The sequence below is a fragment of the Amycolatopsis endophytica genome (genome assembly GCF_013410405.1).
Taxonomy (GTDB): Bacteria; Actinomycetota; Actinomycetes; order Mycobacteriales; family Pseudonocardiaceae; genus Amycolatopsis_E; species Amycolatopsis_E endophytica.
This window is the reverse complement of the sequence record NZ_JACCFK010000002.1, coordinates 238,144-260,012: the sequence shown is the minus strand read 5'-3', so window position 1 is coordinate 260,012 and position 21,869 is coordinate 238,144. Positions and strand designations below refer to the sequence as shown.

25 protein-coding genes are annotated in these 21,869 nt (G+C 71.5%); 14 read left to right on the top strand and 11 right to left on the bottom strand.

Features of this window, described 5'->3' with window-relative positions:
- Positions 1-64 precede the first annotated feature (64 nt).
- The 4 genes from HNR02_RS26785 to HNR02_RS26770 are packed head-to-tail and all read left to right on the top strand — an operon-like array spanning position 65 to position 2,695.
- Positions 65-952: a DMT family transporter gene (locus HNR02_RS26785; RefSeq protein WP_312861176.1), complete on the top strand. Its 888-nt coding sequence runs from the start codon at positions 65-67 to the stop codon at positions 950-952.
- On the top strand, positions 949-2,070 hold the full coding sequence (locus HNR02_RS26780; protein ID WP_179776347.1) for an MGDG synthase family glycosyltransferase: 1,122 nt from the start codon (positions 949-951) through the stop codon (positions 2,068-2,070). The genes HNR02_RS26785 and HNR02_RS26780 overlap by 4 nt, the downstream gene beginning before the upstream one ends.
- Positions 2,071-2,093: 23 nt before the next feature.
- Positions 2,094-2,327: a biotin/lipoyl-containing protein gene (locus HNR02_RS26775; protein ID WP_179776346.1), complete on the top strand. Its 234-nt coding sequence runs from the start codon at positions 2,094-2,096 to the stop codon at positions 2,325-2,327.
- Complete coding sequence (locus tag HNR02_RS26770; protein ID WP_179776345.1) at positions 2,324-2,695, top strand: hypothetical protein; 372 nt, start codon at positions 2,324-2,326, stop codon at positions 2,693-2,695. Before HNR02_RS26775 ends, HNR02_RS26770 begins: the two co-directional genes overlap by 4 nt.
- A 27-nt stretch (positions 2,696-2,722) precedes the next feature.
- Here the strand turns inward: HNR02_RS26770 and HNR02_RS26765 are convergent, their stop codons facing one another.
- The gene (locus tag HNR02_RS26765; protein WP_179776344.1) at positions 2,723-3,502 is read right to left on the bottom strand and encodes an AraC family transcriptional regulator; all 780 of its coding nucleotides are present in this window, start codon (positions 3,500-3,502) and stop codon (positions 2,723-2,725) included.
- 77 nt (positions 3,503-3,579) lie between these two features.
- On the opposite strand from HNR02_RS26765, the gene HNR02_RS26760 reads away from it, so the two are divergent.
- Positions 3,580-4,353: a sulfite exporter TauE/SafE family protein gene (locus HNR02_RS26760; protein WP_179776343.1), complete on the top strand. Its 774-nt coding sequence runs from the start codon at positions 3,580-3,582 to the stop codon at positions 4,351-4,353.
- A 3-nt stretch (positions 4,354-4,356) separates the two neighbouring features.
- Here HNR02_RS26760 and HNR02_RS26755 read toward each other — a convergent pair whose 3' ends face one another.
- Positions 4,357-5,730 carry a KamA family radical SAM protein gene (locus HNR02_RS26755; RefSeq protein ID WP_179776342.1) on the bottom strand — a complete coding sequence of 458 codons (1,374 nt, stop codon included), beginning with the start codon at positions 5,728-5,730 and terminating at the stop codon, positions 4,357-4,359.
- A 97-nt stretch (positions 5,731-5,827) separates the two neighbouring features.
- Here HNR02_RS26755 and HNR02_RS26750 point away from each other — a divergent pair, with 97 nt between their 5' ends.
- Genes HNR02_RS26750 through HNR02_RS26735 form a run of 5 tightly spaced genes read left to right on the top strand, consistent with a single transcriptional unit; the run spans position 5,828 to position 10,725 of the window.
- A complete protein-coding gene (locus HNR02_RS26750) occupies positions 5,828-7,438 on the top strand; it encodes an amidohydrolase (RefSeq protein WP_179776341.1) in 1,611 nt (536 codons plus the stop codon).
- Positions 7,439-7,448: 10 nt separating this feature from the next.
- Positions 7,449-9,050: an apolipoprotein N-acyltransferase gene (lnt, locus tag HNR02_RS26745; RefSeq protein WP_179776340.1), complete on the top strand. Its 1,602-nt coding sequence runs from the start codon at positions 7,449-7,451 to the stop codon at positions 9,048-9,050.
- Between the two features lie 24 nt (positions 9,051-9,074).
- Positions 9,075-9,842: a polyprenol monophosphomannose synthase gene (locus HNR02_RS26740; RefSeq protein ID WP_179776339.1), complete on the top strand. Its 768-nt coding sequence runs from the start codon at positions 9,075-9,077 to the stop codon at positions 9,840-9,842.
- Positions 9,839-10,057 (top strand): epoxide hydrolase N-terminal domain-containing protein, encoded by a 219-nt coding sequence (locus HNR02_RS35760; RefSeq protein WP_246339282.1) that lies wholly within the window; start codon positions 9,839-9,841, stop codon positions 10,055-10,057. Before HNR02_RS26740 ends, HNR02_RS35760 begins: the two co-directional genes overlap by 4 nt.
- Before the next feature lie 44 nt (positions 10,058-10,101).
- Positions 10,102-10,725, top strand: a complete 624-nt coding sequence (locus HNR02_RS26735) for an alpha/beta fold hydrolase (protein ID WP_312861175.1) — start codon at positions 10,102-10,104, stop codon at positions 10,723-10,725.
- 328 nt (positions 10,726-11,053) lie between these two features.
- Here the strand turns inward: HNR02_RS26735 and HNR02_RS26730 are convergent, their stop codons facing one another.
- Both HNR02_RS26730 and HNR02_RS26725 read right to left on the bottom strand, forming a co-directional pair.
- Complete coding sequence (locus HNR02_RS26730; protein WP_179776338.1) at positions 11,054-11,401, bottom strand: RNA polymerase-binding protein RbpA; 348 nt, start codon at positions 11,399-11,401, stop codon at positions 11,054-11,056.
- Positions 11,402-11,629: 228 nt separating this feature from the next.
- Positions 11,630-12,385, bottom strand: coding sequence for a thymidine kinase (locus tag HNR02_RS26725; protein ID WP_179776337.1), 756 nt, complete (start codon positions 12,383-12,385; stop codon positions 11,630-11,632).
- Positions 12,386-12,578: 193 nt separating this feature from the next.
- Between HNR02_RS26725 and HNR02_RS26720 the strand changes: the two genes are divergently transcribed.
- Entirely contained in the window at positions 12,579-13,247 is a 669-nt protein-coding gene (locus tag HNR02_RS26720; RefSeq protein WP_179776336.1) for a transglycosylase family protein, read from the top strand.
- On the opposite strand, the gene HNR02_RS26715 is transcribed toward HNR02_RS26720, so the two are convergent.
- Entirely contained in the window at positions 13,244-14,026 is a 783-nt protein-coding gene (locus HNR02_RS26715) for a glycerophosphodiester phosphodiesterase family protein (RefSeq protein WP_179776335.1), read from the bottom strand. The genes HNR02_RS26720 and HNR02_RS26715 overlap by 4 nt on opposite strands.
- A gap of 79 nt (positions 14,027-14,105) precedes the next feature.
- Between HNR02_RS26715 and HNR02_RS26710 the strand changes: the two genes are divergently transcribed.
- Complete coding sequence (locus HNR02_RS26710; RefSeq protein WP_179777870.1) at positions 14,106-14,471, top strand: hypothetical protein; 366 nt, start codon at positions 14,106-14,108, stop codon at positions 14,469-14,471.
- 3 nt (positions 14,472-14,474) lie between these two features.
- Here HNR02_RS26710 and HNR02_RS26705 read toward each other — a convergent pair whose 3' ends face one another.
- From HNR02_RS26705 to HNR02_RS26685, 5 genes are all read right to left on the bottom strand, one after another.
- Complete coding sequence (locus HNR02_RS26705) at positions 14,475-15,143, bottom strand: RraA family protein (protein ID WP_179776334.1); 669 nt, start codon at positions 15,141-15,143, stop codon at positions 14,475-14,477.
- 11 nt (positions 15,144-15,154) lie between these two features.
- Positions 15,155-16,171, bottom strand: coding sequence for an amidohydrolase family protein (locus HNR02_RS26700; protein ID WP_179776333.1), 1,017 nt, complete (start codon positions 16,169-16,171; stop codon positions 15,155-15,157).
- A complete protein-coding gene (locus HNR02_RS35755; RefSeq protein ID WP_312861174.1) occupies positions 16,168-17,484 on the bottom strand; it encodes an MFS transporter in 1,317 nt (438 codons plus the stop codon). Before HNR02_RS35755 ends, HNR02_RS26700 begins: the two co-directional genes overlap by 4 nt.
- Before the next feature lie 101 nt (positions 17,485-17,585).
- Positions 17,586-18,476 carry a LysR family transcriptional regulator gene (locus HNR02_RS26690; RefSeq protein WP_179776331.1) on the bottom strand — a complete coding sequence of 297 codons (891 nt, stop codon included), beginning with the start codon at positions 18,474-18,476 and terminating at the stop codon, positions 17,586-17,588.
- Positions 18,477-18,501: 25 nt separating this feature from the next.
- Positions 18,502-18,927: a DUF5684 domain-containing protein gene (locus HNR02_RS26685; RefSeq protein WP_179776330.1), complete on the bottom strand. Its 426-nt coding sequence runs from the start codon at positions 18,925-18,927 to the stop codon at positions 18,502-18,504.
- A gap of 308 nt (positions 18,928-19,235) precedes the next feature.
- Here HNR02_RS26685 and HNR02_RS26680 point away from each other — a divergent pair, with 308 nt between their 5' ends.
- Both HNR02_RS26680 and HNR02_RS26675 read left to right on the top strand, forming a co-directional pair.
- A complete protein-coding gene (locus HNR02_RS26680; protein ID WP_179776329.1) occupies positions 19,236-19,643 on the top strand; it encodes a YciI family protein in 408 nt (135 codons plus the stop codon).
- 8 nt (positions 19,644-19,651) lie between these two features.
- Positions 19,652-20,788: an RNA polymerase sigma factor gene (locus tag HNR02_RS26675; RefSeq protein WP_179777869.1), complete on the top strand. Its 1,137-nt coding sequence runs from the start codon at positions 19,652-19,654 to the stop codon at positions 20,786-20,788.
- On the opposite strand, the gene HNR02_RS26670 is transcribed toward HNR02_RS26675, so the two are convergent.
- The gene (locus HNR02_RS26670) at positions 20,775-21,839 is read right to left on the bottom strand and encodes an LLM class flavin-dependent oxidoreductase (RefSeq protein WP_179776328.1); all 1,065 of its coding nucleotides are present in this window, start codon (positions 21,837-21,839) and stop codon (positions 20,775-20,777) included. The two genes, HNR02_RS26675 and HNR02_RS26670, sit on opposite strands and share 14 nt — an antisense overlap.
- Between the last annotated feature and the right edge of the window lie 30 nt (positions 21,840-21,869).

Here is a 21,869-nt window from a genome sequence, read left to right as displayed (position 1 = left end):
GGTCCCGATGATCACCACTCCCGCTACGGTCGGGGTGAACACCGATCATTCCCGAGGGGGCAGGGTGCCGGCGGGAGCGAGCGCGCTGGGAGTGGCCGTGCCGGCCGCCGTGGCAGGCGCGGCACTGATGGGCTTGGCCAGCGCCGCGCAGGCGCGCGCCACCAAGCAGGTCGACGCCGCCCGCACCCTCGACCCGGCGCTGCTGACCCGTCTCGTGCGGCGGCCGCTGTGGCTGGCCGGGATCGTGGCCACCGTCGCCGGGCTGGTACTGCAACTGGTCGCGCTCGCGTACGCGCCGCTGCTGGTGGTGCAGCCGCTGCTGGTGACCTCGCTGGTGTTCGCCGGGTTCTTCACCGCACGGCTGGAACACCGCCCGCCCGACGCCGTCCTCGCCGCGGGTTCGCTGCTGTGCGTGGCCGGGCTGGCGGTGTTCATGGTGCTGGCCCGGCCCGGTGAGCACGGCACGACGTTCGTGTCCGGTCCCGCGCCCGTCGTGCTGGCCCTGACCCTGGCCGCGCTGACCGTGTTCGGGCTCGCGGTGTCGGTGCTCTCCCGCGGCGCGCTGGGGGTGCTGGGTCTCGCGGTCGCGACGGGAGTCCTCTACGGCGTGACCGCGGGCCTGATGAAGGTCGTCGCCGGGCAGGCGCGGGAAAACCTCGCGGCACCGTTCACGCATCCCGTGCTGTACGTGGTGTGCGTGGTGGGCCCGCTCGGGTTCCTGTTGAGCCAGAACACCTTCCAGCGCGGCGAATACCTCACCCCGGCGCTGGCCGTGATCACCGCGCTCGACCCGCTCGCGGGCGTCGCGATCGGCGTGTGGTGGCTGGGCGAGACCGTGAACACCGACCCGGGCGCGGTCACCGGCGCCGCGGTGGCGGGCGTGGTCGTCGTCGCCGGAATCGTCGTGCTGGCGGCGCGGGCCGCGCGCCTGACTCGTGAGGTGGTGCGGTGAAACAGGTTCTGGTGCTGTCGGCGACCATGGGGGAAGGGCACAACGCCACCGGTCGTGCCCTCGCCGAGGCCGTGCACCGGCGGTGGCCGGAGGCGGAGATCCGCTGGCTGGACGCGCTCGACGTGATGGGCCCCGGTGTGGGACCGCTGTTCCGGCAGATCTATGTCACCAACGTGCGGCGCACCCCGTGGCTGTATGAGTTGTTCTACTCGCTGCTGTGGCGCTCCCGATGGTTCGCCGCGGCGTGCAAACGGTTCACCGGCGCATGGTGCGGACGGCGTCTGGCGCGCATCGTCGGGCAGCCCGACCTGGTGCTGTCCACCTATCCGCTGGGCACGGCCGGGCTGGAGTGGCTGCGCCGCCACGGCCGCCTGCCCGCCCCGGTCGGCGCGTGGATCTCCGACTTCGCGCCGCACCCGTTCTGGGTCTACGGCCGCGTCGACCTCAACCTCGTCATGCACCCGGTGGCGATCCCGCCCGCCGTGCGGTGCGTGCCCGGCGCGCCGGTGGCCGTGTCCGCGCCGCCGGTGCGCGCGGTGTTCCGGCCCGGCGACTCCGCCGCGGTCCGCCGCCGGCTGGGTCTGCCACCGGCGGCGTTCGTCGCGCTGGTGTCGTGTGGTTCGCTCGGGTTCGGGCAGGTGGAAGCCGCGGCGCGGGAACTGCTGGCGGCCCATCCCTCGGTGGTGCCGGTGGTGGTGTGCGGGCGCAACGAGCGGCTCGCGCGGGCCCTGCGGCGGCTGACCGATGCGCGGTTGCGGGTGCTGGGCTGGACCGACGAGATGCCCGCCTACACCGTCGCCGCCGATGTGGTGGTGACCAACGCGGGTGGCGCGACCGGGCTGGAAGCGCTCGCCTGCGGCAGGCCGGTTCTGATGCACCGGCCCATCGCGGCGCACGGCCGCGCCAACGCCCGGCTGATGGCGGAGGCCGGGCTGGCCGTGGTGTGCGAGGCCGACGGCGAACTCACCCGCGCCGTCGGGCACCTGGTCGAGACGCCCGGGGCGTGGAAGTCACTGGCCGAAGCGGCCGCCCGGCATCTGGAGTCCGCCGGTGATCTCGACGTGGCGCTGTCGGCGCTGCTTCGCCAGGCCGCTTGTCACCGCGCCACGGCGGGGTGATGCTGGTTCGGGAGGTGGTCGGCGTGACCGAGGTGCTGTTCCCGCTGCTGTCGGACAACGATCCGGACGCCGAGGGTGTGGTGGCGACCTGGTTCGTCCACGACGGCGAACGGGTCGACGAGGGTGACCTGCTGGCGGAGGTCGCGCTGGACAAGGTCGACGTCGAAATCTCCGCACCCGCTCCCGGGGTGGTGCGGTTGCTGGCCAAGGAGGGCGACGCGCTCGTCCAGGGCGCGTTGATAGCGCGGGTCGAATGACCGGGTTTCCCGCCCCACCTCGCCGGGAAGCCGGGACGATGCGCTGCCGGTTCTGCGACACCCCGCCCGCGGCCGGGGAACGCCGGATACCGGGCCCGTCCGGCCCCATCTGCGCGCGATGCGTGGAGGCCGGCCTCGGCGTGGTCCGCGACGGTCGCGCCCGCACCAGCCGTGGCGGCACCGACCTGGAGCGGCTGCGGTCCCCAGGAACACCGTGCGAGTTCTGCGACCGCACCGACCGCCGCACCTTCTTCGGCTTCCACCGCACCCTGCCGCGCATGCGCTGCCCCCAAACGAACGCCACCATCTGCGACGACTGCCTCGACCGCGGGGGCACGCTGCTCAACCAGGCGCTGCGCCACGCCTGACCGTCAGGCTGCCGGTGCCATCCGTCGTCACGACCTCCGTGGTCCGCGGGCTCGGAACGTGCTCGGCGCCATCCCGGTCTCCCGGCGGAACATGGCCGTGAACGCGGCTGGTGTGTCGTAGCCGAGGGTGGCCGCGACGGCCGTGACCGGGGTGCCGGTGGCCAGCAGGGTGATCGCGTGCAGGACGCAGGCCCGTTGCCGCCATCGCTGGTAGGTCAGCCCGGTTTCGGCGGGGAAGAGGCGGTTGAGGGTGCGTTCGCTCAGGTGTGATCGCGCGGCCCAGTCGGCCAGCGGGACGTGGATGCCGGGCTCGTGCTGGAAGCGTTTGCACAGTGCCCGCAGCCGGGGGTGGCGGGGCAGGGGCAGGTCGAACGGCAGCGGCGTGAGTGCCTGGATCTCGTGCAGGATCAGCTCCATCACCGCCCCGTCACGTCCGCGTGCCGGGTACTCCGGGGTGATGTCCACGGCCGCGAGCAGCAGTTCGCGCAGCAGCGGGGAGACCGCCACGACTCGGCAGCGGGCGGGGAACCACGGTACGGCGGCCGGTTCCAGGTAGAGGCTGCGGGTGCTGACCCCGCGCATCACCACCTGGTGACCGGTGCGGGGCGGGATCAGCACCGCCCGGTCGGTGGGCACCGTCCAGCTGCCGTCGCCCGTGTCGACCTGCATGGTGCCCGTCGCGCCGTAGAGGAACTGCGCGCGGCGGTGCTCGTGGAAGGCGAGCACGTGCCCGGGCGGGTAGTCGGTACCGATCGCCAGCACGTCGCGGTCCAAATGGTCGACGTCGGCGAGGGGGACGTTGCGCACCGGCGCCAGTGTAGTGGCGAGTACGCGATGGAATCTGGCGCGTTGTCGGATGCCCGCCACCCGGACCGGCGCATACCGTGCCGGAAGTGACCTTCCTCGTCCTGCTCGCGTTCGGCTGCCTCACCGGGGTGACCACGGTGCTGTTCGGCTTCGGCGGCGGGTTCCTCACCGTGCCGGTCGTGGTCGCCGTGACCGGTGACATGCACGTCGCGGTGGCGACCTCGACCGCCGTGATGGTGGTCAACTCGCTCGCCGCCACCGTCGCCCAGGCGCGGGCGGGCCGGATCCGCCGCAGCTACGTGTGGCCGCTGATCGCCTTCATCGCGCTCGGCGCCGCGTTCGGCTCGCTGGCCGCGACCCGGTTGCCCGAGCGCGTCCTGCACGTCGCGTTCATCGCCTACCTCGTGATCACCATCGTGGACTGCCTGGCGCGCAACGGTTTCCTCCACCGTCCACTCGAGACGCCCCGGAAGCTCGGCCCGGTCACCCGGACCGCGGGCGGCGTCGGCATCGGCGCGGTCGCCAGCGCGCTCGGTGTCGGCGGCAGCGTGATGACCGTGCCGCTGCTGCGCCGCAGCGGCCTGCCGATGACGGAGGCGACCGCGATGGCCAACCCGCTCAGCGCCCCGGTCGCGCTGATCGGCACGGCCATCTACGCCTTCGCCGGCACCGGGAGCGCGGGCCGTGCCGGCTACGTCGACCTGATCGCCGCGGCCGCGCTGCTGTGCGGGTCGATCCCGGCCATCGCGCTGACCCGCCGCCTCACCGCCCGCATCCCGGACCGCGTCCACGCGATCGCCTACCTGGCGATGCTGGCGGGCGTGACGATCGCGATGATCGTCACGCCCTGAGCATCACCCGCGCTGCTCGGCCCACCAGGCGCGCCCCTCCTCGGGCAGCGTGGAGATCGGGTCGTAGAACGGGTAGCGGCGGCGCAGCGCCTCGGGGTCGGCGTGTTCGATCCCGGTGCGGTAGTTCTTCGTCCAGTAGGAGATGCCGCGCTCGCGGTCGTAGTCGGCCAGCTGGTGCACCCACCGCTTGCCGACATACGGCACGTCGCACACGATGCGCGGGGTGGCGTAGCCCGGGAGGTAGCCCATGATGGCGTGCTGCAGCTCCTGCGCCTCCCACACCGCCAGCCGCCAGTGCTCGGCGTTGGGGATCATGTCGCACAGGTAGAAGTAGTAGGGCAGGATGTTCGCCTCGCCCTGCAACGCGAAACACAGGTCCAGCAGCGCCGCCGGGGACGCGTTGACCCCGCGCATCAGCACACCCTGGTTGCGCACGTCCCGCACCCCGACCTCCAGCGCCGTGCGTGCCGCCTCGGCCACCAGCGGCGTCACCGACTGGACGTGGTTGACGTGGGTGTGGATCGCCAGGTTCACGCCGCGCCGCCGCGCGGTGCCCGCGACGCGTTCCAGGCCCTCGACGATCTTGGGCTGCAGCCAGTGCTGCGGCAGCCCGGCCAGCGCCTTGGTCGCCAGCCGGATGTCGCGCACCGTCTCGATGTCCAGCAGCCGCATCAGGAACGACTCCAGCTGGTGCCACGGCACGTTCGCCACATCGCCGCCGGAGACCACCACGTCCCGCACGCCGGGCGTGCGGCGCAGGTAGTCGATCATGGCGTCCTGGCGGTCCACCGGTTTGAGCCCGAGCTTGTGCTTGGCGATCTGCTCGGTGGAGTTGCCCACCAGGTCCATCCGCGTGCAGTGCCCGCAGTACTGGGGGCAGGTGGAGAGCAGCTCGGCCAGCACCTTGGTGGGGTAGCGGTGGGTCAGGCCCTCCACCACCCACATCTCCGCCTCGTGCAGCGAGTCGCGCTCGGAATGGGGGTGGCTGGGCCAGTCCGGATCGCGGTCGCTGCGCACCGGCAGCATGTAGCGGCGCACGGGATCGGCGTAGAGGGCGTCGGTGGAGTCCACCGCCATGGTGTTGAGCATCTGCGGCGGCACCAGCATCGACATGGTCGCCAGCTCGCGCTGGTCGGCGGCCAGGTCGTCGTAGAACCGCTCCTCGACCAGGTCGCCCAGCACGGCGCGCAGCTGCTTGATGTTCCGCACGCAGTGCACCCGCTGCCACTGCGCGTCCCGCCACTGGGCCTCGGTCACCTCCCGCCAGCCGGGGAAGCGGCGCCAGTCCGGTTCGGTCAGTTCGGTGCGGCGGTAGGCGTAGGGCTGGGCGGCGACATCGAGGGTGTCGGCGGGGGAGACTTCCTGGATCGCAGTCAACTCTGCTCCTCGTCGGCGGTATGGCGTCAAAATCTACGGTGTAACCGATAATAGTGCGTAAAAACTTTCGTCGCGACCCATCGTGCACACTCGACACGTGACGGACGACAGCACCACGCTCCTGCTGGGCGGGCGGATCCATTCGCCCAGCAACCCCGACGCGACCGCGATGGCCATCAGCGGCGGCACGATCGTCTGGGTCGGCCAGGACGGCCCCGGCCGCGCCCTCCACCCCGGCGCCCGCGTCCACGACCTCGACGGCGCGTTCGTCGCCCCCGGCTTCGTCGACGCGCACGTGCACGCCACCGCGACCGGCCTGCACCTGGCCGGGCTGGACCTCGGCGGGATCGCCGACGCCGCCGGTCTGCTGGCCGCCGTCCGCGCCGCCGCGCGCCCCGGCGAGGTCCTCATCGCCCACGGCTGGGACGAGACCACCTGGACCGGCGACCGGCTGCCCAGCCGCGCCGAGATCGACGAGGCCGCGGGTGGGGCGCCGGTCTACCTCGGCCGCGTCGACGTGCACTCCGCGCTCGTGTCCACCGCGCTGGTCGATCTCGCCCCGGCCGCCCGCGGCGCCGCGGGCTGGTCACCCGAGGGGCCGCTCACCCGCGACGCCCATCACCACGTGCGCGGCGCCGTCCGCGCCGCGCTCACCCGCGAGCAGCGCCGCCGCGCCCAGGACGCGTTCCTGCGCCTGGCCGCCGCGCGCGGCATCGTCAGCGTCCACGAGTGCGCCGGCCCCGATATCTCCGGCGAAGACGACCTCGCCGAGCTGCTCGCGCTGGCCGCCGAACCCGGCTACCCGCAGGTCGTCGGCTACTGGGGCGAACTCGAAGCCGTCGACGTCGCCCACCGCCACGACCTGCCCGGCCTGGCCGGCGACCTCTTCGTCGACGGCGCGCTGGGCTCCCGCACCGCCGCCCTGCACCAGCCCTACCTCGACGAACCCGGCTCCACCGGCGCCCGCTACCTCGACGCCGACACCATCGCCGCCCACCTCGTCGCCTGCACCGAAGCCGGTCTGCAAGCCGGGTTCCACGTCATCGGCGACGCGGGCGTGGCCGAGGTCGTGCGCGGCTTCCAGCTCGCCGAGAAAACCGTCGGGCAACGCGCCCTCGCCGGCCGCCACCACCGGCTCGAACACCTCGAAATGATCGACACCGAGCAGGCGAAGGCCCTCGCGGGCTGGGGCGTCACCGGCTCCGTGCAGCCCCAGTTCGACGCGCTGTGGGGCGGGCCGGACGGCATGTACGCGCAGCGGCTGGGCCGCGAACGGTCGGAGCCGATGAACCCGTTCGCCATGCTCGCCGCCGAAGGAGTCCTGCTCGCGTTCGGCTCCGACTGCCCGGTCACGCCGCTGCAACCGTGGGAGAGCGTGCGCGCCGCGATCCACCACCGCACGCCCGGTTCCGGTCTGTCCGCCCGCGCCGCCTTCACCGCCCACACCCGCGGCGGCCACCGCGCCGCCGGTGTCCACGACGGCGTCACCGGCAGCCTGGTGCCCGGCGCACCCGCGCACTACGCGATCTGGGACGCCGCCGACCTGGTCGTCGCCGCCCCCGACTCCCGCGTCCAGCGCTGGTCCACCGACCCGCGCTCCCGGGTGCCCGCCCTGCCGCCGCTCGAGGACGGCGCGCCACTCCCGGTCTGCCTGCGGACCGTGCGCGGGGGCGAGGTTCTCTACGACGCGTTCACCTCCGCGGAATAAGGTTCATCGCGTGGCAGCACCCTCCGCAGGCACCGTCGAGCCGACCGGCGTCCCTGCTTCCCGTCCCGCCCGGACGAAGCGGAACTGGCGGGCGTGGCTGCTGCGCCTCGCGCTCGCCGCGGCGTCGGGATTCGTCTTCTACCTCAGCTTCGCGCCGCGCGACCTGTGGTGGCTCGCCCCGCTCGCCTTCGCCGGGTTCGGCTTCGTGCTGCGCGGACGGCGGTTGTGGGGCGGGCTGGGCTACGGCTTCGTGTTCGGGCTCGGCCTTTACCTGCCGCTGCTGTTCTGGCTGCAGGACTTCCTCGGCCGCAGCTTCGGATCCGCGCCGTGGCTGGCGTTGTCCGCCGCGCTCGCCGCCTACCTCGGCCTGGCCGCCGCGTTGTGCACCGTGGTGGCCCGGCTGCCCGGCGCGCCGGTGTGGATGGCGATGGTGATCATCGCCAGCGAAACCCCGCGCACCTGGTGGCCCGGTGGCGGGTTCCCGTGGGGCAGGGTCGCGTTCAGCCAGCCCGAAGGTGCGTTCACGCCGCTGGCTTCCGTCGGCGGAGCGCCGCTGCTCGGATTCGCCGTCGTGGTCACCGGTTTCGGCCTGACCGCACTGCTCGTGCACGCCGGCAGGCGAGACTGGCGCGCGGTGCGGCTGCCCGTGGTCGCCGCGGTGGTGCCGGTCGTCGCGGGACTGGCCCTGTGGCCCACGATCGGCACCGGCGCGCAGGCAGGCACCCGCACCGTCGCCGCCGTCCAGGGCAACGCGCCCGACGTGGGCCTGGACCTGATGTACGAGTCGGCGACGCTGCGGGCGAACCACCTCGCGCAGAGCGAGGTGCTGGCAGGGCAGATCCGCTCCGGCGCGGTGCCGCGCCCGGACCTGATCGTGTGGCCGGAGACCGCGACCGACCTCACCACCACCGACCCCGTCCTCGATCAGGTGGTGCGCGACCTCGGCGTGCCCACCCTCATCGGCGCGCGCTACCGCGAACCCGGGTCCACAACGCAGAACACCGAATTCGTGTGGGACCCGGCCACCGGCCGCGGGCAGAGCTACAGCAAACAGCAGCTGGTGCCCTTCGCCGAGTTCGTGCCGATGCGGGCCATCGCACGCTGGTTCACGCCGTTCCTCGACGACACCGGCGACATGCGGCCCGGCTCCGCGCCCGCCGTCCTCGACATCGCCGGCACCCGCGTGGCGGTGCCCATCTGCTACGAGATCGCCTACGACTACGTCTCCCGCGACGCGGTCAACGACGGCGCGCAGCTGATCGTGCTGCCCACCAACAACGCCTGGTACGGGCACAGCGAGATGACCTACCAGCAGCTGGCGATGGCGCGGCTGCGGGCCGTCGAGCACGGCCGCGCGGTCGTGGTGTCCTCGACCAGCGGGGTCAGCGCACTGATCGAACCGGACGGCACCGTGACCGTCTCGACCAGCCAGTTCACCGCCGAATCCCTGGTCGGGAGCGTGCCACTGCGGACGCAGACTACGCTGTCGGATCGTCTCGGTGCCTGGACGGAGTACGGGCTGGTCGGTGCCGCGCTCGTCGCGGTGCTGGCCGGGCTCGTGCTCCGTTCGCGCAACCGGGGCGCGAGCACGACGGCGACCAGGGCGGAGTAGCTCTCCGCGGGGGAGGACATGGGGATGGCGCACGCGCCACGGGCGGCCCGGCCGATCGATCCGGTGCTGGTGGTGATCCCGACCTACAACGAGCGCGAGAACCTGCCGCTCATCCTGGACCGGCTGCACCGGGCGCTGCCGGAGGTGCACGCGCTGGTGGTCGACGACGGCAGCCCGGACGGCACCGGGGACCTGGCGGACAAGATCGCCGCCGGGGACGAGCGCGTGTTCGTGCTGCACCGCACCGAGAAGGCCGGCCTCGGCGCCGCGTATGTGGCCGGGTTCCGGTGGGGCCTGGAGCGCGACTACCTGACCGTCATCGAGATGGACGCCGACGGTTCCCACGCCCCCGAGGACCTGCCCCGGATGCTCGACGCGCTCGGCGACGCCGACCTCGTGCTCGGCTCCCGCTACGTGCCCGGCGGGAGCCTGGTGAACTGGCCGAAACACCGCGAGGTGCTCTCGCGCCTGGCCAACCTGTACGCGCGGCTGGCGCTGGGCGTGCGGATCAAGGACGTGACCGCCGGCTTCCGCGCGTACCGGCGCGAGGTGCTGGAAAAACTGCCGCTGGAGGAGATCGCCTCGCGCGGCTACTGCTTCCAGATCGACCTCGCGTGGCGGACGGTGCGCACCGGCTTCGAGGTCGTCGAGGTGCCGATCACCTTCACCGAACGCGAGATCGGCCAGTCCAAGATGAGCGGCGCGATCATCCGCGAAGCCCTGCTGCGGGTCGGGCTGTGGGGAGCGCGCCACCGGTACGAGCAGGTGCGCGGCCTGCTGAGGCGGGCATGACCTTCCCGCTGGAACCGGCCCCGATCCACGTGCCCGACGAGGCACTGGACGACCTGCGGACCCGGCTCGCGCTCACCCGCGCGCCGCTGGACGAGGGCAACGAGGACTGGTCCTACGGGGTTCCGGCCCGCTACCTCGGCGAGCTGGTGGATTACTGGCGGGACGGTTACGACTGGCGCACGGCCGAGGCCGCGGTCCCCGGCCGATCCCGCTGATCCTCACCCACGGCTGGCCGTGGACGTTCTGGCACTGGTCGAAGGTGATCGACCCGCTGGCCGATCCGGCCGCCTCCGGCGGTGACCCGGCCGACGCGTTCGACGTGATCGTGCCGTCCCTGCCCGGCTTCGGGTTCCCCGGGCCCCTCACCGGGTTCCCGGACGTCAACTTCTGGAAGGTCGCCGACCTCTGGCACACCCTGATGACCGAGACCCTGGGGTACGGCAAGTACGCCGCCGGGGGCTGCGACATCGGCGGCATCGTATCCAGCCAGCTCGGCCACAAGTACGCCGATTCGTTGTACGTGGAAAGTGTGTTCACCGGGGACGAGCTGCTCACCCACGCCACGATCTACTGGGTGAACAACTCCATCGCCACCTCGATGCGGTACTACGCCAACGCCAACCGCCACCCCTGGACGCCCGCCCACGACCGCACCCCGGTGGTGCAGGCGCCGGTCGGCCTCACCCTCGTGACGTGCGAGAACCCGCCGGGCATCGACGGTGGTGACGAGCGGGTCCGGGCGTTCGAGACCGGGCCACAGGGGGAGTGGTTCAACCACGTCAACGTAGCCGCCCACGAGCGCGGCGGCCACTTCATCCCGTGGGAGAACCCGCAGGCGTGGGTGAGCGACCTGCGGCGGACGTTCCGCGGGCTGCGGCCCTGACCGAGCGGCGACGCTGCCGGTGCGCGCCCCGCTGCTCGCCCGGCGCGACGGCCTCTGCCCAGGAGACCAAGGGACCCCGTGTGGCAGCACGTCGAAGGGCACGGTCACCGTGACGATCGGCGGGGACCGGGCCACCGCCGTGTCACCCCACCTGCACACCCACGAGACGAAGGCTGGCGGATCGTGCACCGACGGCCCAAGAACCTCTACGTGCACCCCGTCGCCCGGTCCACGAACGAGCGCTGACGCACTCGCCACCCCGGACAGCACGACGGCCCCCGTGGCGGGAGGTCACGGGGGCCGTCGACTGTGGTGGGAGGGGCAGGGACTACGCCGTCTTGGACGTGCGCCGTCCCTTCAGCTCAGCGAGACGCTCGTTCAGCAGTTCCTCGAGCTCGGGGATGCTGCGCCGCTCCAGGAGCATGTCCCAGTGCGTGCGCGGCGGCTTGACCTTCTTCTGCTCGGGCTGCGCGCCATCGACGATCTCGGACTCGCTGCCGTGCAGGCGGCACTCCCACACCGACGGGATCTCGGCGTCGTCGGAGAAGGGCACCTCGAACTCGTGGTTCTTGGGACACGCGTAACGCACCGTACGGCGCGGGGCCAGATCGTGATTGCGGTCGGTCTCGTAGCTGACCGCTCCCAGCCGGCTTCCACGGAGAACACGGTCGGCCATGATGACGTCCTTTCAGTCGGCTCCGGGTCTAGAGCCAGGGTGATGCTCACCCTATGCAACGGATACTGGCAACTGTGAATTCCCACAGCACCATGTCCTTACTCACGATGAACTGGCTCACCCCTCGGCAACAGCTTCCTCTCCAGAGAGTCGATTCGGTGCACGACGTGACGCGGATGTCTCGCTCTTCCCGGCATATTCCCCCGTGCGGGGGAGCCTCTAATCCGTTCAGGTCAGTCGCAGCTGACCATGCCGGGGTGCGGCCGGCCCCAGGTCGCCGAGGCGGAAATGGCGGCGACATAGTACTTGATAACGCAACGTAGCCGGGTCGGTCTGCCGGTGTGGTGAACTTGCCTTTTCAACTACCCCCGGACCGGTGTCCGCCACGACGACCGTGTCACCCTCGCGGAGGACCTCGCCGTCGGCGACCCTGGCGTTGAACCGGCCCGGCGCGCCACACCAGCACAGCACCTCGACCTGCACCGGCTGCAGCTCGTCGGCCAGTTCGAACAGCCGCCGCGCGCCGGGGAAGAGCCTGCTGCGGAAGTCGGTGGCGATGCCGAAGCAGTACACGTCCAGGGACACCTCGTCGGCCAGCTCCGCCAGCTGCTCGACCTGCTCGGCGGACAGGAACTGCGCCTCGTCCACGATCAGGTAGTCCAGGTGCCGCCCGGCGACCCACTCGCGGCGCACCAGCTGCCGCAGGTCCGTGTCCGCACCCACCTCGGTCGCCTCCCGGGTGATCCCGATGCGGCTGCTGATCCGCGGCTCACCCGACCGGTCGTGCCGCACCAGCAGCATCCCGCGGCGCCCCTGCCGCGCGTGGTTGTGGTCGATCTGCAGCGCGAGCGTGGACTTCCCGCAGTCCATCGGGCCATAGCAGAACCGCAACCTGCCCCGCGACGGCGTGCCGGACCCGTTGCGCGAGGGCAGCGGGGACAGCGCGTCGGTCGGGTCCGGATCGGAGTCGCCAGAGGTGGTCACGACCGACGACCCTATCCAGCCCCGCGCGCGGCTCCCTTGATCGGGTGAAACTCCCGCCCCTGGGCGCGGGGCGAAGACCCTGAGCTTTGTCCGGTTTTTCCGGCAGGTTCGCTCCCGTCACGGCGGGCCTCGTGATGCCGAAGAGACGCATGTGACAGTTGTGATCGGTGGTGCACGAACTTACCGTGACCGCATGATCAGACACCGCTGGAGACCCTCGGCACGCGCGCTCGCCGGCCTGGCGCTCGCCGCGCTGCTGGCGCTGGGGGTCCAGCTGGTCGCCGCGCCGTCCGCGTCGGCGGACCCGAGTGCGGCGACCTGGCTCAAGCTGCGCATGTGCGAGTCCAGCAACCGCTATACCGTCAACACCGGGAACGGCTACTACGGCGCCTACCAGTTCGACCTGCCCACCTGGCGCAGCGTCGGCGGCCAGGGCAGGCCCGACCTCGCCACCCCGGCCGAGCAGGACTACCGCGCGCTCTACCTCTACCGGATGCGCGGTTGGCAGCCCTGGGAGTGCGCAGGCATGCTCGGGCTGCGCAACGACTCCGACGGACGCAGCAAACGCGTCCCCGGCTACGCCGACAGCGCCTACATCGGCGGCCGCGTCCCGGCCCCGGTGCCCGTCGGCAAACCCGCCTGGCCCGGCGTCGTCTACGCCTACGGCGACTGCGCCGAGGCCCTCAAGACCTTCCAGCTGCGGATGAACGCCTTCGGCTACGGCTTCACCGGCACCGGCTGCTACTACGACAAGACCCGCCAGGCCGTGCTCGACCTGCAGCGCGCCAACGGCATCAACGACTCCGGCCGCCTCGGCCCCAAGACCTGGAAAGCCGCCTGGGAGGGCAAGCCCCCGCGCTAGGCGGGCGGCCAGGCGCCGCGCTCGGTGAGCACCTCGCGCAGCACGTCCGGGCGGTCGGTGACGATGCCGTGCACGCCCAGGTCCAGCAGGCGGTGCATCTGCTCGCGGTCGTCGATCGTCCAGGCGTGCACCTCGGCGCCGGCCCGTTCCGCGCTGCGCACGAAACCGCGGTCGATCACCGTCAGCGCACCCTGGCGCGCCGGCACCTGCGCCATCTCACCGCGGCACGGAAAGCTCAGCCGCGCCCACGACAACCAGCCGCCCGCCCACAGCGACGCCACCGACCGCGGCCCCATCGACGTGATCAGCTTCGGCCCGGCGAGCTTGCGGATCGTGGCCAGCCGGTTGTCGGAGAACGACGCGGCCGCGACCCGGTCGACCGCGCCCATCCGCTCGATCGTCCGGACGAACGGCACGACCGCGCGGCTGCTCTTGATGTCGATGTTGAACCGGGTCTGGGGCAGCTCTTCCAGCACGTCCTCCAGCCGCGGCACCGGCGTGCGGCCCCCGATCTTGGCGTGCGACACGGCCGACCACGTCTGCCTCGCGATCGGGCCGTGACCGTCGGTGGTGCGGTCCAGCAGCGCGTCGTGGTGGACGACGACCACTCCGTCCGCGGTGGCGTGCACGTCGGTCTCGACGTAGCTATAGCCCTCCTCGACCGCCCGCCGGAACGCGGGCAGCGAGTTCTCCAGCCCGTCGAGGTCGTCCAGATGCCATCCGCGGTGGGCGAACGCGCGCGGCCGGGAGCCGCTCAGGTACGGGTGGTTGCTCTGCACACCTGCCAGTCTCCAGCATCGGCGTGGCCGCGTCATGAGCTTCGGGTGGCCGGTTAGGGTCTGGTGCGTGAGCGGAGGAGTGGACGAGCTGGAAGCGCCACCGGATGCCGACGCGGCGAGGCGGCGCGGCACGGTGGTGCACTGCGGGTGGTGCGGGCGGCGCCTGGAGCAGGGGAGCACCGGCCGGCGACGCCGGTACTGCGGCCAGTCCTGCCGCCAGCGCGCCTACGAACGGCGGGTCGCCGTGCAGCGCAGCGGCCTGCCCGAGGACGCCGTCGTGCTGTCCGACACCGAGCTGACCGCGCTGCAGGACCGCCTGTTCCAGTTGCGCTGCGCCGCCGAGGACGTGGTGACCGCCGCCGACGACGGCGCCGGACCCGGCGAGCTGCGCCGCATGGCACTCGAACTCGCCGAGACCGCCCGCGACCTCGAACGTCTGCGCTGAGACTCAGCCCTCCCGCATGCGGCGCTCGTGCCCGGACACCCACGACAGGTCGTAGGTGCCGTCGGCGATCGCGGCGAGTGCGGCCGCCTCCCGCAGCGCCTGGGCCCGCGCCCCGCGCACCACCTCCTCGACGTCGGACGGCGCGATCGCCAGCACCCCGTCCTCGTCACCCACGACCAGATCACCCGGGTGCACCACCATGCCGCCGACCGACACCGGCACGTTGATCTCACCCGGCCCGTTCTTGTACGGGCCGCGGTGCGTCACCGCCAGCGCGTGTACCGGGAACGAGCGGCTCCGGATCGCGGCCACATCCCGGATCGCGCCGTCGACGACGACCCCGGCCAGACCGAGGTGCTCGGCATAGCTGCACATGATGTCGCCCATCACCGCCTGGCTCGTCTCGCCGCCACCGTCGACCACGAGGACGTGACCGGGACGGCAGCTGGAAAACGCCCGGTAGATCGCGAGGTTGTCGCCCGGTCGCGTCCGCACCGTCACGGCCGTGCCCGCCATCGGCGCCGCACGGTGCCACGCCCGCAGGCCCAGCGCTCCACTCGCCCGCGCCATGTTGTCGCCCAGCAACGACACCGGCAGATCCCGTAGCACCTTGACGATCTCCGGCCCGGCGGGCGGGACCGAGGGGTGCCGCCGCCATCCGATCACGGTCATGAGGAGTCCTTTCACCAGGTGAGCTGCAGGTCGAGCTGACGCGGCAACCGCCCGTACACCGCGCGGGCGTTGCCTTCGTAGACGCGGTGGCGCTCCGCCTCGCCGAACCACGGGACGGCGTCGAGGTAGCGGCGCGTGTCGTCGAAGTCGTGGCCGGTCTCCGGATCCACCCCGTCGACCGCGCCGACCGTCTCCGAGGCGAACAGGAGATTGTCCACCGGCACCACCCTGGTCAGCAGCTCCACACCGGGCTGGTGGTAGACGCAGGTGTCGAAGAAGACGTTCTTCAGCAGGTGGTCTCCGAGCGGCGGGCGCCGCAGGCCGCGCGCCAGCCCCCGGTAGCGGCCCCAGTGGTAGGGGACCGCCCCGCCGCCGTGCGGGATCACCAGGCGCAGCGCGGGGAAGTCGAGGAACAGGTCCCCGGTCAGCAGCTGCATGAACACCGACGTGTCGGCGTTGAGGTAGTGCGCCCCGGTCGTGTGGAAGTTCGCGTTGCCCGACGAGGACACGTGCACCATCGCCGGCACGTCCAGCTCGACCATCGCCTCGTAGAGCGGATACCAGGACCGGTCGGTGAGCGGGGGACCGCTCCACCGGCCGCCGGAGGGGTCCGGGTTCAGGTTGCAGCCCACGAACCCCAGCTCCTCGACGCACCGGCGCAGCTCCGCGACCGCGGACGCCGGCGCCACACCCGGCGCCTGCGGCAGCTGGCAAACACCGACGAAGTGGCGCGGGAACAGACGGCACACGCGGTGGATCAGATCGTTGCACTCCCGCGCCCACCGCTCGTTCGCCTCGAACGAGCCCAGGTGGTGGCCCATGCTCGCCGCCCGCGGCGAGAACAGGGTGACGTCCACACCCCGCGCCCGCTGGACCCGCAGCTGGTTCGCCTCGATCGTCTCGCGGATCTCGTCGTCGCCGATCACCGGTCGCGCCGGGGCCGGGGTGCCTGTCCGGATCTGCTGCTCCCGCCACGCGGCGTGCGCCGGCGGGGCAGTGGTGTAGTGGCCGTGGCAGTCGATGATCACGCGGTCTTCTCCCGGGGGACGTGGTGGACGAGCGGCTCGTCGCGCGGGCGGACGCGCATCACCAGCGCGATGACCGCGGCGACGACCAGGAACCCGGCGATCGTCAGCAGCGCCAGGGTGAAACTGCCGGTCGCGTCGCGGACCAGCCCGATGCTCCACGGGCCGACGAGCCCGCCGAACTGCGCGATCGTGTTGATCAGGGCGACCGTGGCCGCGCCCGCCGCGCCGGTGCGGAACGACGCCGCGAGACTCCAGAACAACGGATTGCCCGCGTAGATGCACAAGCCGGTCACGCACAGCAGGACGTAGGCGAGGACCGGGCCGGGTGCCCACGCGCTGCCCGCGATCGCCACCGCGCTCAGCCCGTAGACCAGCGCCAGGTGCTTCTTGCGATCACCGGTGCGGTCGGAGCTGCGGCTGACGAGGAACGTGCCCAGCACACCCAGCAGCGGCGGCACCGCGGACAGGAACCCCACTTCCAGGTTGCTGAGCCCGCCGAATGCCTTGATGATCTGCGGCAGCCACAGCAGCAGCCCGTAGATCCCCACCAGGGCGCAGCCGAACAGGATCGCCAGGCTCCACACACGCGAGTCCCGCGCCACCCGCCACAGCGGCACGTGACGGTCACCGCCCAGCGCCTCCCGCTCCGCCGCGAGTTCGGATTCCAGCCAGTCCTTCTCCCGCCGCGTCAGCCACTTCGCGTCCACGGGACGTTCGGTGAGGAAGCGCAGCGCGACCACACCGAGCACCATCGCCGCACCGCCTTCGAGCAGGAACATCCACTGCCACCCGTGCAGGCCCAGCCAGTCCTCGGCGAACGTCATGATCGCCGTCGACAGGGGACCGCCGAGCACCGCCGCGACCGAACTGCCGATGATGTAGCCGCCCACCGCCCGCGCCCGGTAGCGCTCCGGGAACCAGTGCGTCACGTACACCGCGACACCGGGCAGGAACCCGGCCTCCATCACGCCCAGCAGGAACCGCATCACGTAGAAGCTGGTGTCGTCGACGACGAACCCGGTCAGCGCCGCGATGGCGCCCCAGGTCAGCAGGATCCGGGCGATCCACCGCCGAGCGCCCACCCGCCGCATGATCAGGTTGCTCGGCACCTCCAGCAGCATGTAGCCGAGGAAGAACACGCTGCCGGCCAGCCCGAACACCGAGGCGCTGAACCCGAGGTCGGTGCCCATGTCCAGTTCCGCGAACCCGATGTTGATGCGGTCGAGATAGTTGAAGAACAACATGAGGAACAGCAACGGAACCAGGCGTAACGAGACTTTGCGGACGATTTTCGCCCCATCGGGATCGGTCACCATTGACTCCATCGCTGTTCCGGATTTCTGATCGGATCAGCATAGGAATCACGGGGAGAAGGTGTCCAAGACCGCTTTCTTATTCTTGTATAGGCGCCTGCTTATAGTGCGTCCGCCCGTGGCAGGCAGTCGAGGAACGCATGCAGGTGCGGCGACGTGTCGCCGGCCTGGAACGTCGCCGCGAGCGTGGACGACTTCGCCGACGCGGGCGCGGTGAGATGCCGGTAGGTGACGTCCGAGCGCCCGTGCCGCGCCACCGACTCACCCACGAACGTCACTCCCAGACCTGCCGCGACCAGGGCGATCGCGGTCTGGATCTCGAACGTGCGATACCGGACCGGCGGGACGAAACCGGCGTCCCGGTACAGCGATTCGACCAGCCCGGAGAACTGCGCGCCGGTGTGCCGGGGGTAGAGGATCAGGGGAGTGCCGGCGATGTCGGCGATCTCGATCTCGTCGTTCCCGGCCGCGGGGGAGTCGGGGGTGAGGACGGCCATCACGCGCTCCCGCAGCAGCGGGCGCGTCGTGCAGCCGTCGACCGGGGCGGGCTGCCTGCCGATTCCGAGGTGGATCCGTCCGTCGTGCAGCGCGTCCGCCTGTTCTTCGGTCACCATTTCGAACAGTTTCAGTTCGATATCCGGGTGCGTCCGGTGGAACACCTTCAACGCGGGCGGCAGGATGCTGTACATCGCGGACCGGGTGAACCCGATCGAAAGCCACCCCTTCATTCCCAGGCCGATTTCGCGGGTGCCGAGCGCGGCCTGCTCGCACGAGGCCAGGATCTGGCGGGCCTCGGTCAGCAGGTAACTGCCCGCCTCGGTGAGCCGCAGCGGGCGGTGGCCGCGGTCGACCAGTTCGGCGCCGAGATCCCGTTCGAGCCGCCGGATCTGCTGGCTCAGCGCCGGCTGGGCGACGTGCAGGCGCTGGGCGGCCCGGCTGAAGTTGAGCTCCTCGGCGAGCACGACGAAGTACTGCAGAGCGCGAAGGTTCACGCGTGGTGAAGTTACCGGTGTCCGGTCACCGCGGCGGGTATTGCTGACCGGGATAGGGCTGACCCGGGTACGGGGGCCGGCCGCCACCCGCGCCGGCCGGGCCGACGTAACGCGCGCCGCCGAAACCGAGGATCGGGATGCACACGTACGAGAAGAAGATCGTGAGCACACCGAACCCGGTGCCCTTGCTGAAGGATTTGGCCAGGTCGAGGTAGACGATGACCACCAGCACGATGTTGCCCAGCGGGATCAGCATCAGCAGGATCCACCACCAGGGCCTGCCCACGATCCGCAGCAACACGACGGTGTTGTAGATCGGGATGATCGCCGCCCACCCGGGCTGCCCGGCCTTGCCGAAGACCCGCCACATCGCGGCGATCATCAGCACCGCGAGGGCCAGGCCGACGAACGAGAACCCGATGCCGGCACCGGCACTGAGCTGGCCGCTCACTTGGTAGCTGACCTCAACGTCGAAGTCCTTCCACCCGTGCCGACGACGCGGTCACCGTAGCGAGTGGATGAGCCCGGCACCGGCAAGTCGCCCACCGTTCCTCCGACGGTCGCCACAACAGGCCCTGTCACCGTGGGTTCCTGTGCGCCGATAATGCACATTATGTCAAGTAATGCCGGAGAGGGGCTCTCCACCGCGCCCGGCCCTACACTCCGGTGAAATCCCGGGCGCCAGGATGTCGAGAACCCGCGGACGGCTCCGTCCCAGCGGTGAACAACCAAGCCGTACCGCATCGAGGAGGCAACACCATGGCCAAGTACCTGCTGCTCAAGCACTACTGCGGCGCCCCGGCCGCCGTCAACGACGTGCCGATGGACCAGTGGGCGCCCGAGGAGGTCTCGGCCCACATCCAGTACATGAACGACTTCGCGAGCCGCCTCGAGGAGACCGGCGAGTTCGTCGACAGCCGGGCGCTCGCCCCCGGCGGGACGTTCGTCCGGTACGACGGTGAGGGGCGGCCGCCGGTCACCGACGGCCCGTTCGCCGAGACCAAGGACGTCATCGCCGGCTGGATGATCATCGACGTCGACAGCTACGACCGTGCTCTCGAACTGGCCGCCGAACTGTCCGCCGCCCCCGGCGCGGGCGGCAAACCGATCCACGAGTGGCTCGAACTGCGCCCGCTCCTGGACGAATCCTCCGGCACCACGGAGTGACCTCCGAAGTGGACGAAGCGCTGCTCCGGACCCTCACACCGAAGGTGCTCGGAATTCTCTGCCGCCGCGGAGCCGACTTCGCGGCGGCAGAGGACGCCGTACAGGACGCGCTCGTCGAGGCGCTGCGCGTGTGGCCGTCCGCTCCCCCGCGCGACCCCCGGGCATGGCTGGTCACCGCGGCCTGGCGCAAGTTCCTCGACGCGACGCGGGCCGAGACGTCCCGGCGGCGGCGTGAAGACCTCGCCGACGCCGAACCCGAACCGGGTCCCGCGTCCACTGTGGACGACACGTTGCGGCTGTACTTCCTGTGCGCCCACCCGTCGCTGACCCCGTCGTCCGCGGTCGCGCTCACCTTGCGCGCCGTCGGCGGGCTCACGACCCGGCAGATCGCGCAGGCGTACCTGGTGCCCGAGGCGACCATGGCGCAACGCATCAGCCGGGCCAAGCGCACCGTGTCGGGTGCGCGGTTCGACCAGCCGGGCGACGTCGCCACCGTCCTCCGCGTCCTCTACCTGGTCTTCAACGAGGGCTACTCCGGTGAGGTCGACCTCTCCGCCGAGGCCATCCGCCTCACCCGGCAGCTCGCGGCCGTGATCGACCACCCCGAGGTCGCGGGTCTGCTCGCGCTCATGTTGCTGCACCACGCCCGCCGCGTCGCCCGAACCGCGCCCGACGGGAGCCTGGTGCCGCTCGCCGAGCAGGACCGCGGCCGGTGGGACACCCGCCTGATCGGCGAAGGCATCGGGATCCTGCAGGCGGCCCTCGCCCGCGACCGGCTGGGCGAGTTCCAGGCCCAGGCCGCGATCGCGGCCCTGCACGCCGACGCGCCCACCGCCGAGGAGACGGACTGGCCGCAGATCGTCGAGTGGTACGACGAGCTCACCGGCCTGACCGGCAGCCCGGTGGTGCGCCTCAACCGCGCGGTGGCCGTCGGCGAGGCCGAGGGTGCCGCGGCCGGTCTGGTGGCCCTCGCGGAACTCGACCCTTCCCTGCCGCGCCACACCGCAGTGGCCGCCTACCTCCATGAGCGCAACGGCGACCTGGCGAAGGCGGCCGAGCTCTACGCCGAAGCCGCCCGCCAGGCACCGAACCTTCCGGAGCGCGACCACCTCGTGAAGCAGGCCGCCCGGCTCAACTCCCGGTGACGCTACGCCCCGGTGCAGCGGATTCCGCGGCGAGCAGTTCCTTCACACGCGGGATCACGACGGAACCGTAGAGCTCGATGCTTTTCATCAGGTGCTCGTGCGGCAGGGTGCCGTTGGAGTACTTGAGGTCGAACCGCTGGATGCCCAGCGCGCGCACGGTTCCGGCGATCTTGCGGGCGACGGTTTCCGGTGAGCCGGTGTGCTGGGCGCCTTCGGCGATGTCGGCCTCGAACCGGTCCCTGGTCAGGGGCGGCCAGCCCCGTTCGGCGCCGATGCGGTTGGTCATCACGCGCGCGTGCGGCCACAGGATGTCCGCGGCTTCGGCGTCGGTTGCGGCGACGAACCCTGGTGCGTGCACGGCGACCGGAAGCCGTTCGAGCCCGATCTGGTCCAGGGCCTTGTGGTAGAGCTCGACGTAAGGCGCGAAGCGGGCCGGGGCGCCGCCGATGATGGCCAGCACCAGGGGGAAGCCGTAGCTGGCCGCGCGCACGACGGACTCGGGGCTGCCGCCGACGCCGACCCAGGTTCGCAGCCGCCCGGACTCGGTCTTCGGGTACACCTGCTGGTTCGCCAGCGCCGCCCGCACGGTCCCTTCCCAGGTGACGGCCTTTTCGGTGAGCAGGTGCGCCATCAGGTCGACCTTCTCCTCGAAGAGCCGTTCGTAGTCGGCGAGGTCGTAGCCGAACAGCGGGAACGACTCGGTGAACGATCCGCGGCCGAGGGTGATCTCGGCGCGCCCGTGCGACACCGCGTCCAGCGTCGCGAACCTCTCGAACACGCGCACCGGGTCGTCGGAGCTGAGCACGGTGACGGCGGTGCCGAGCCGGATCCGCTCGGTGCGGGCGGCGATCGCGGCGAGCACGACCTCCGGCGCGGAGACGGCGAAGTCCTCCCGGTGGTGCTCCCCCAGCCCGAAGGCGTCCACCCCGAGCGAGTCGGCGAGCGCGGCCTGCTCCACGACGTTGCGGATCACCTGCGCGTAGGGCAGACGGTGGCCGTCGGCGTCCGCGGTGACGTCGCCGAAGGTGTCCAGCCCGAATTCCGGTTCCATGCCTCACCAAACGGTGCCGGGCGCCCGAAA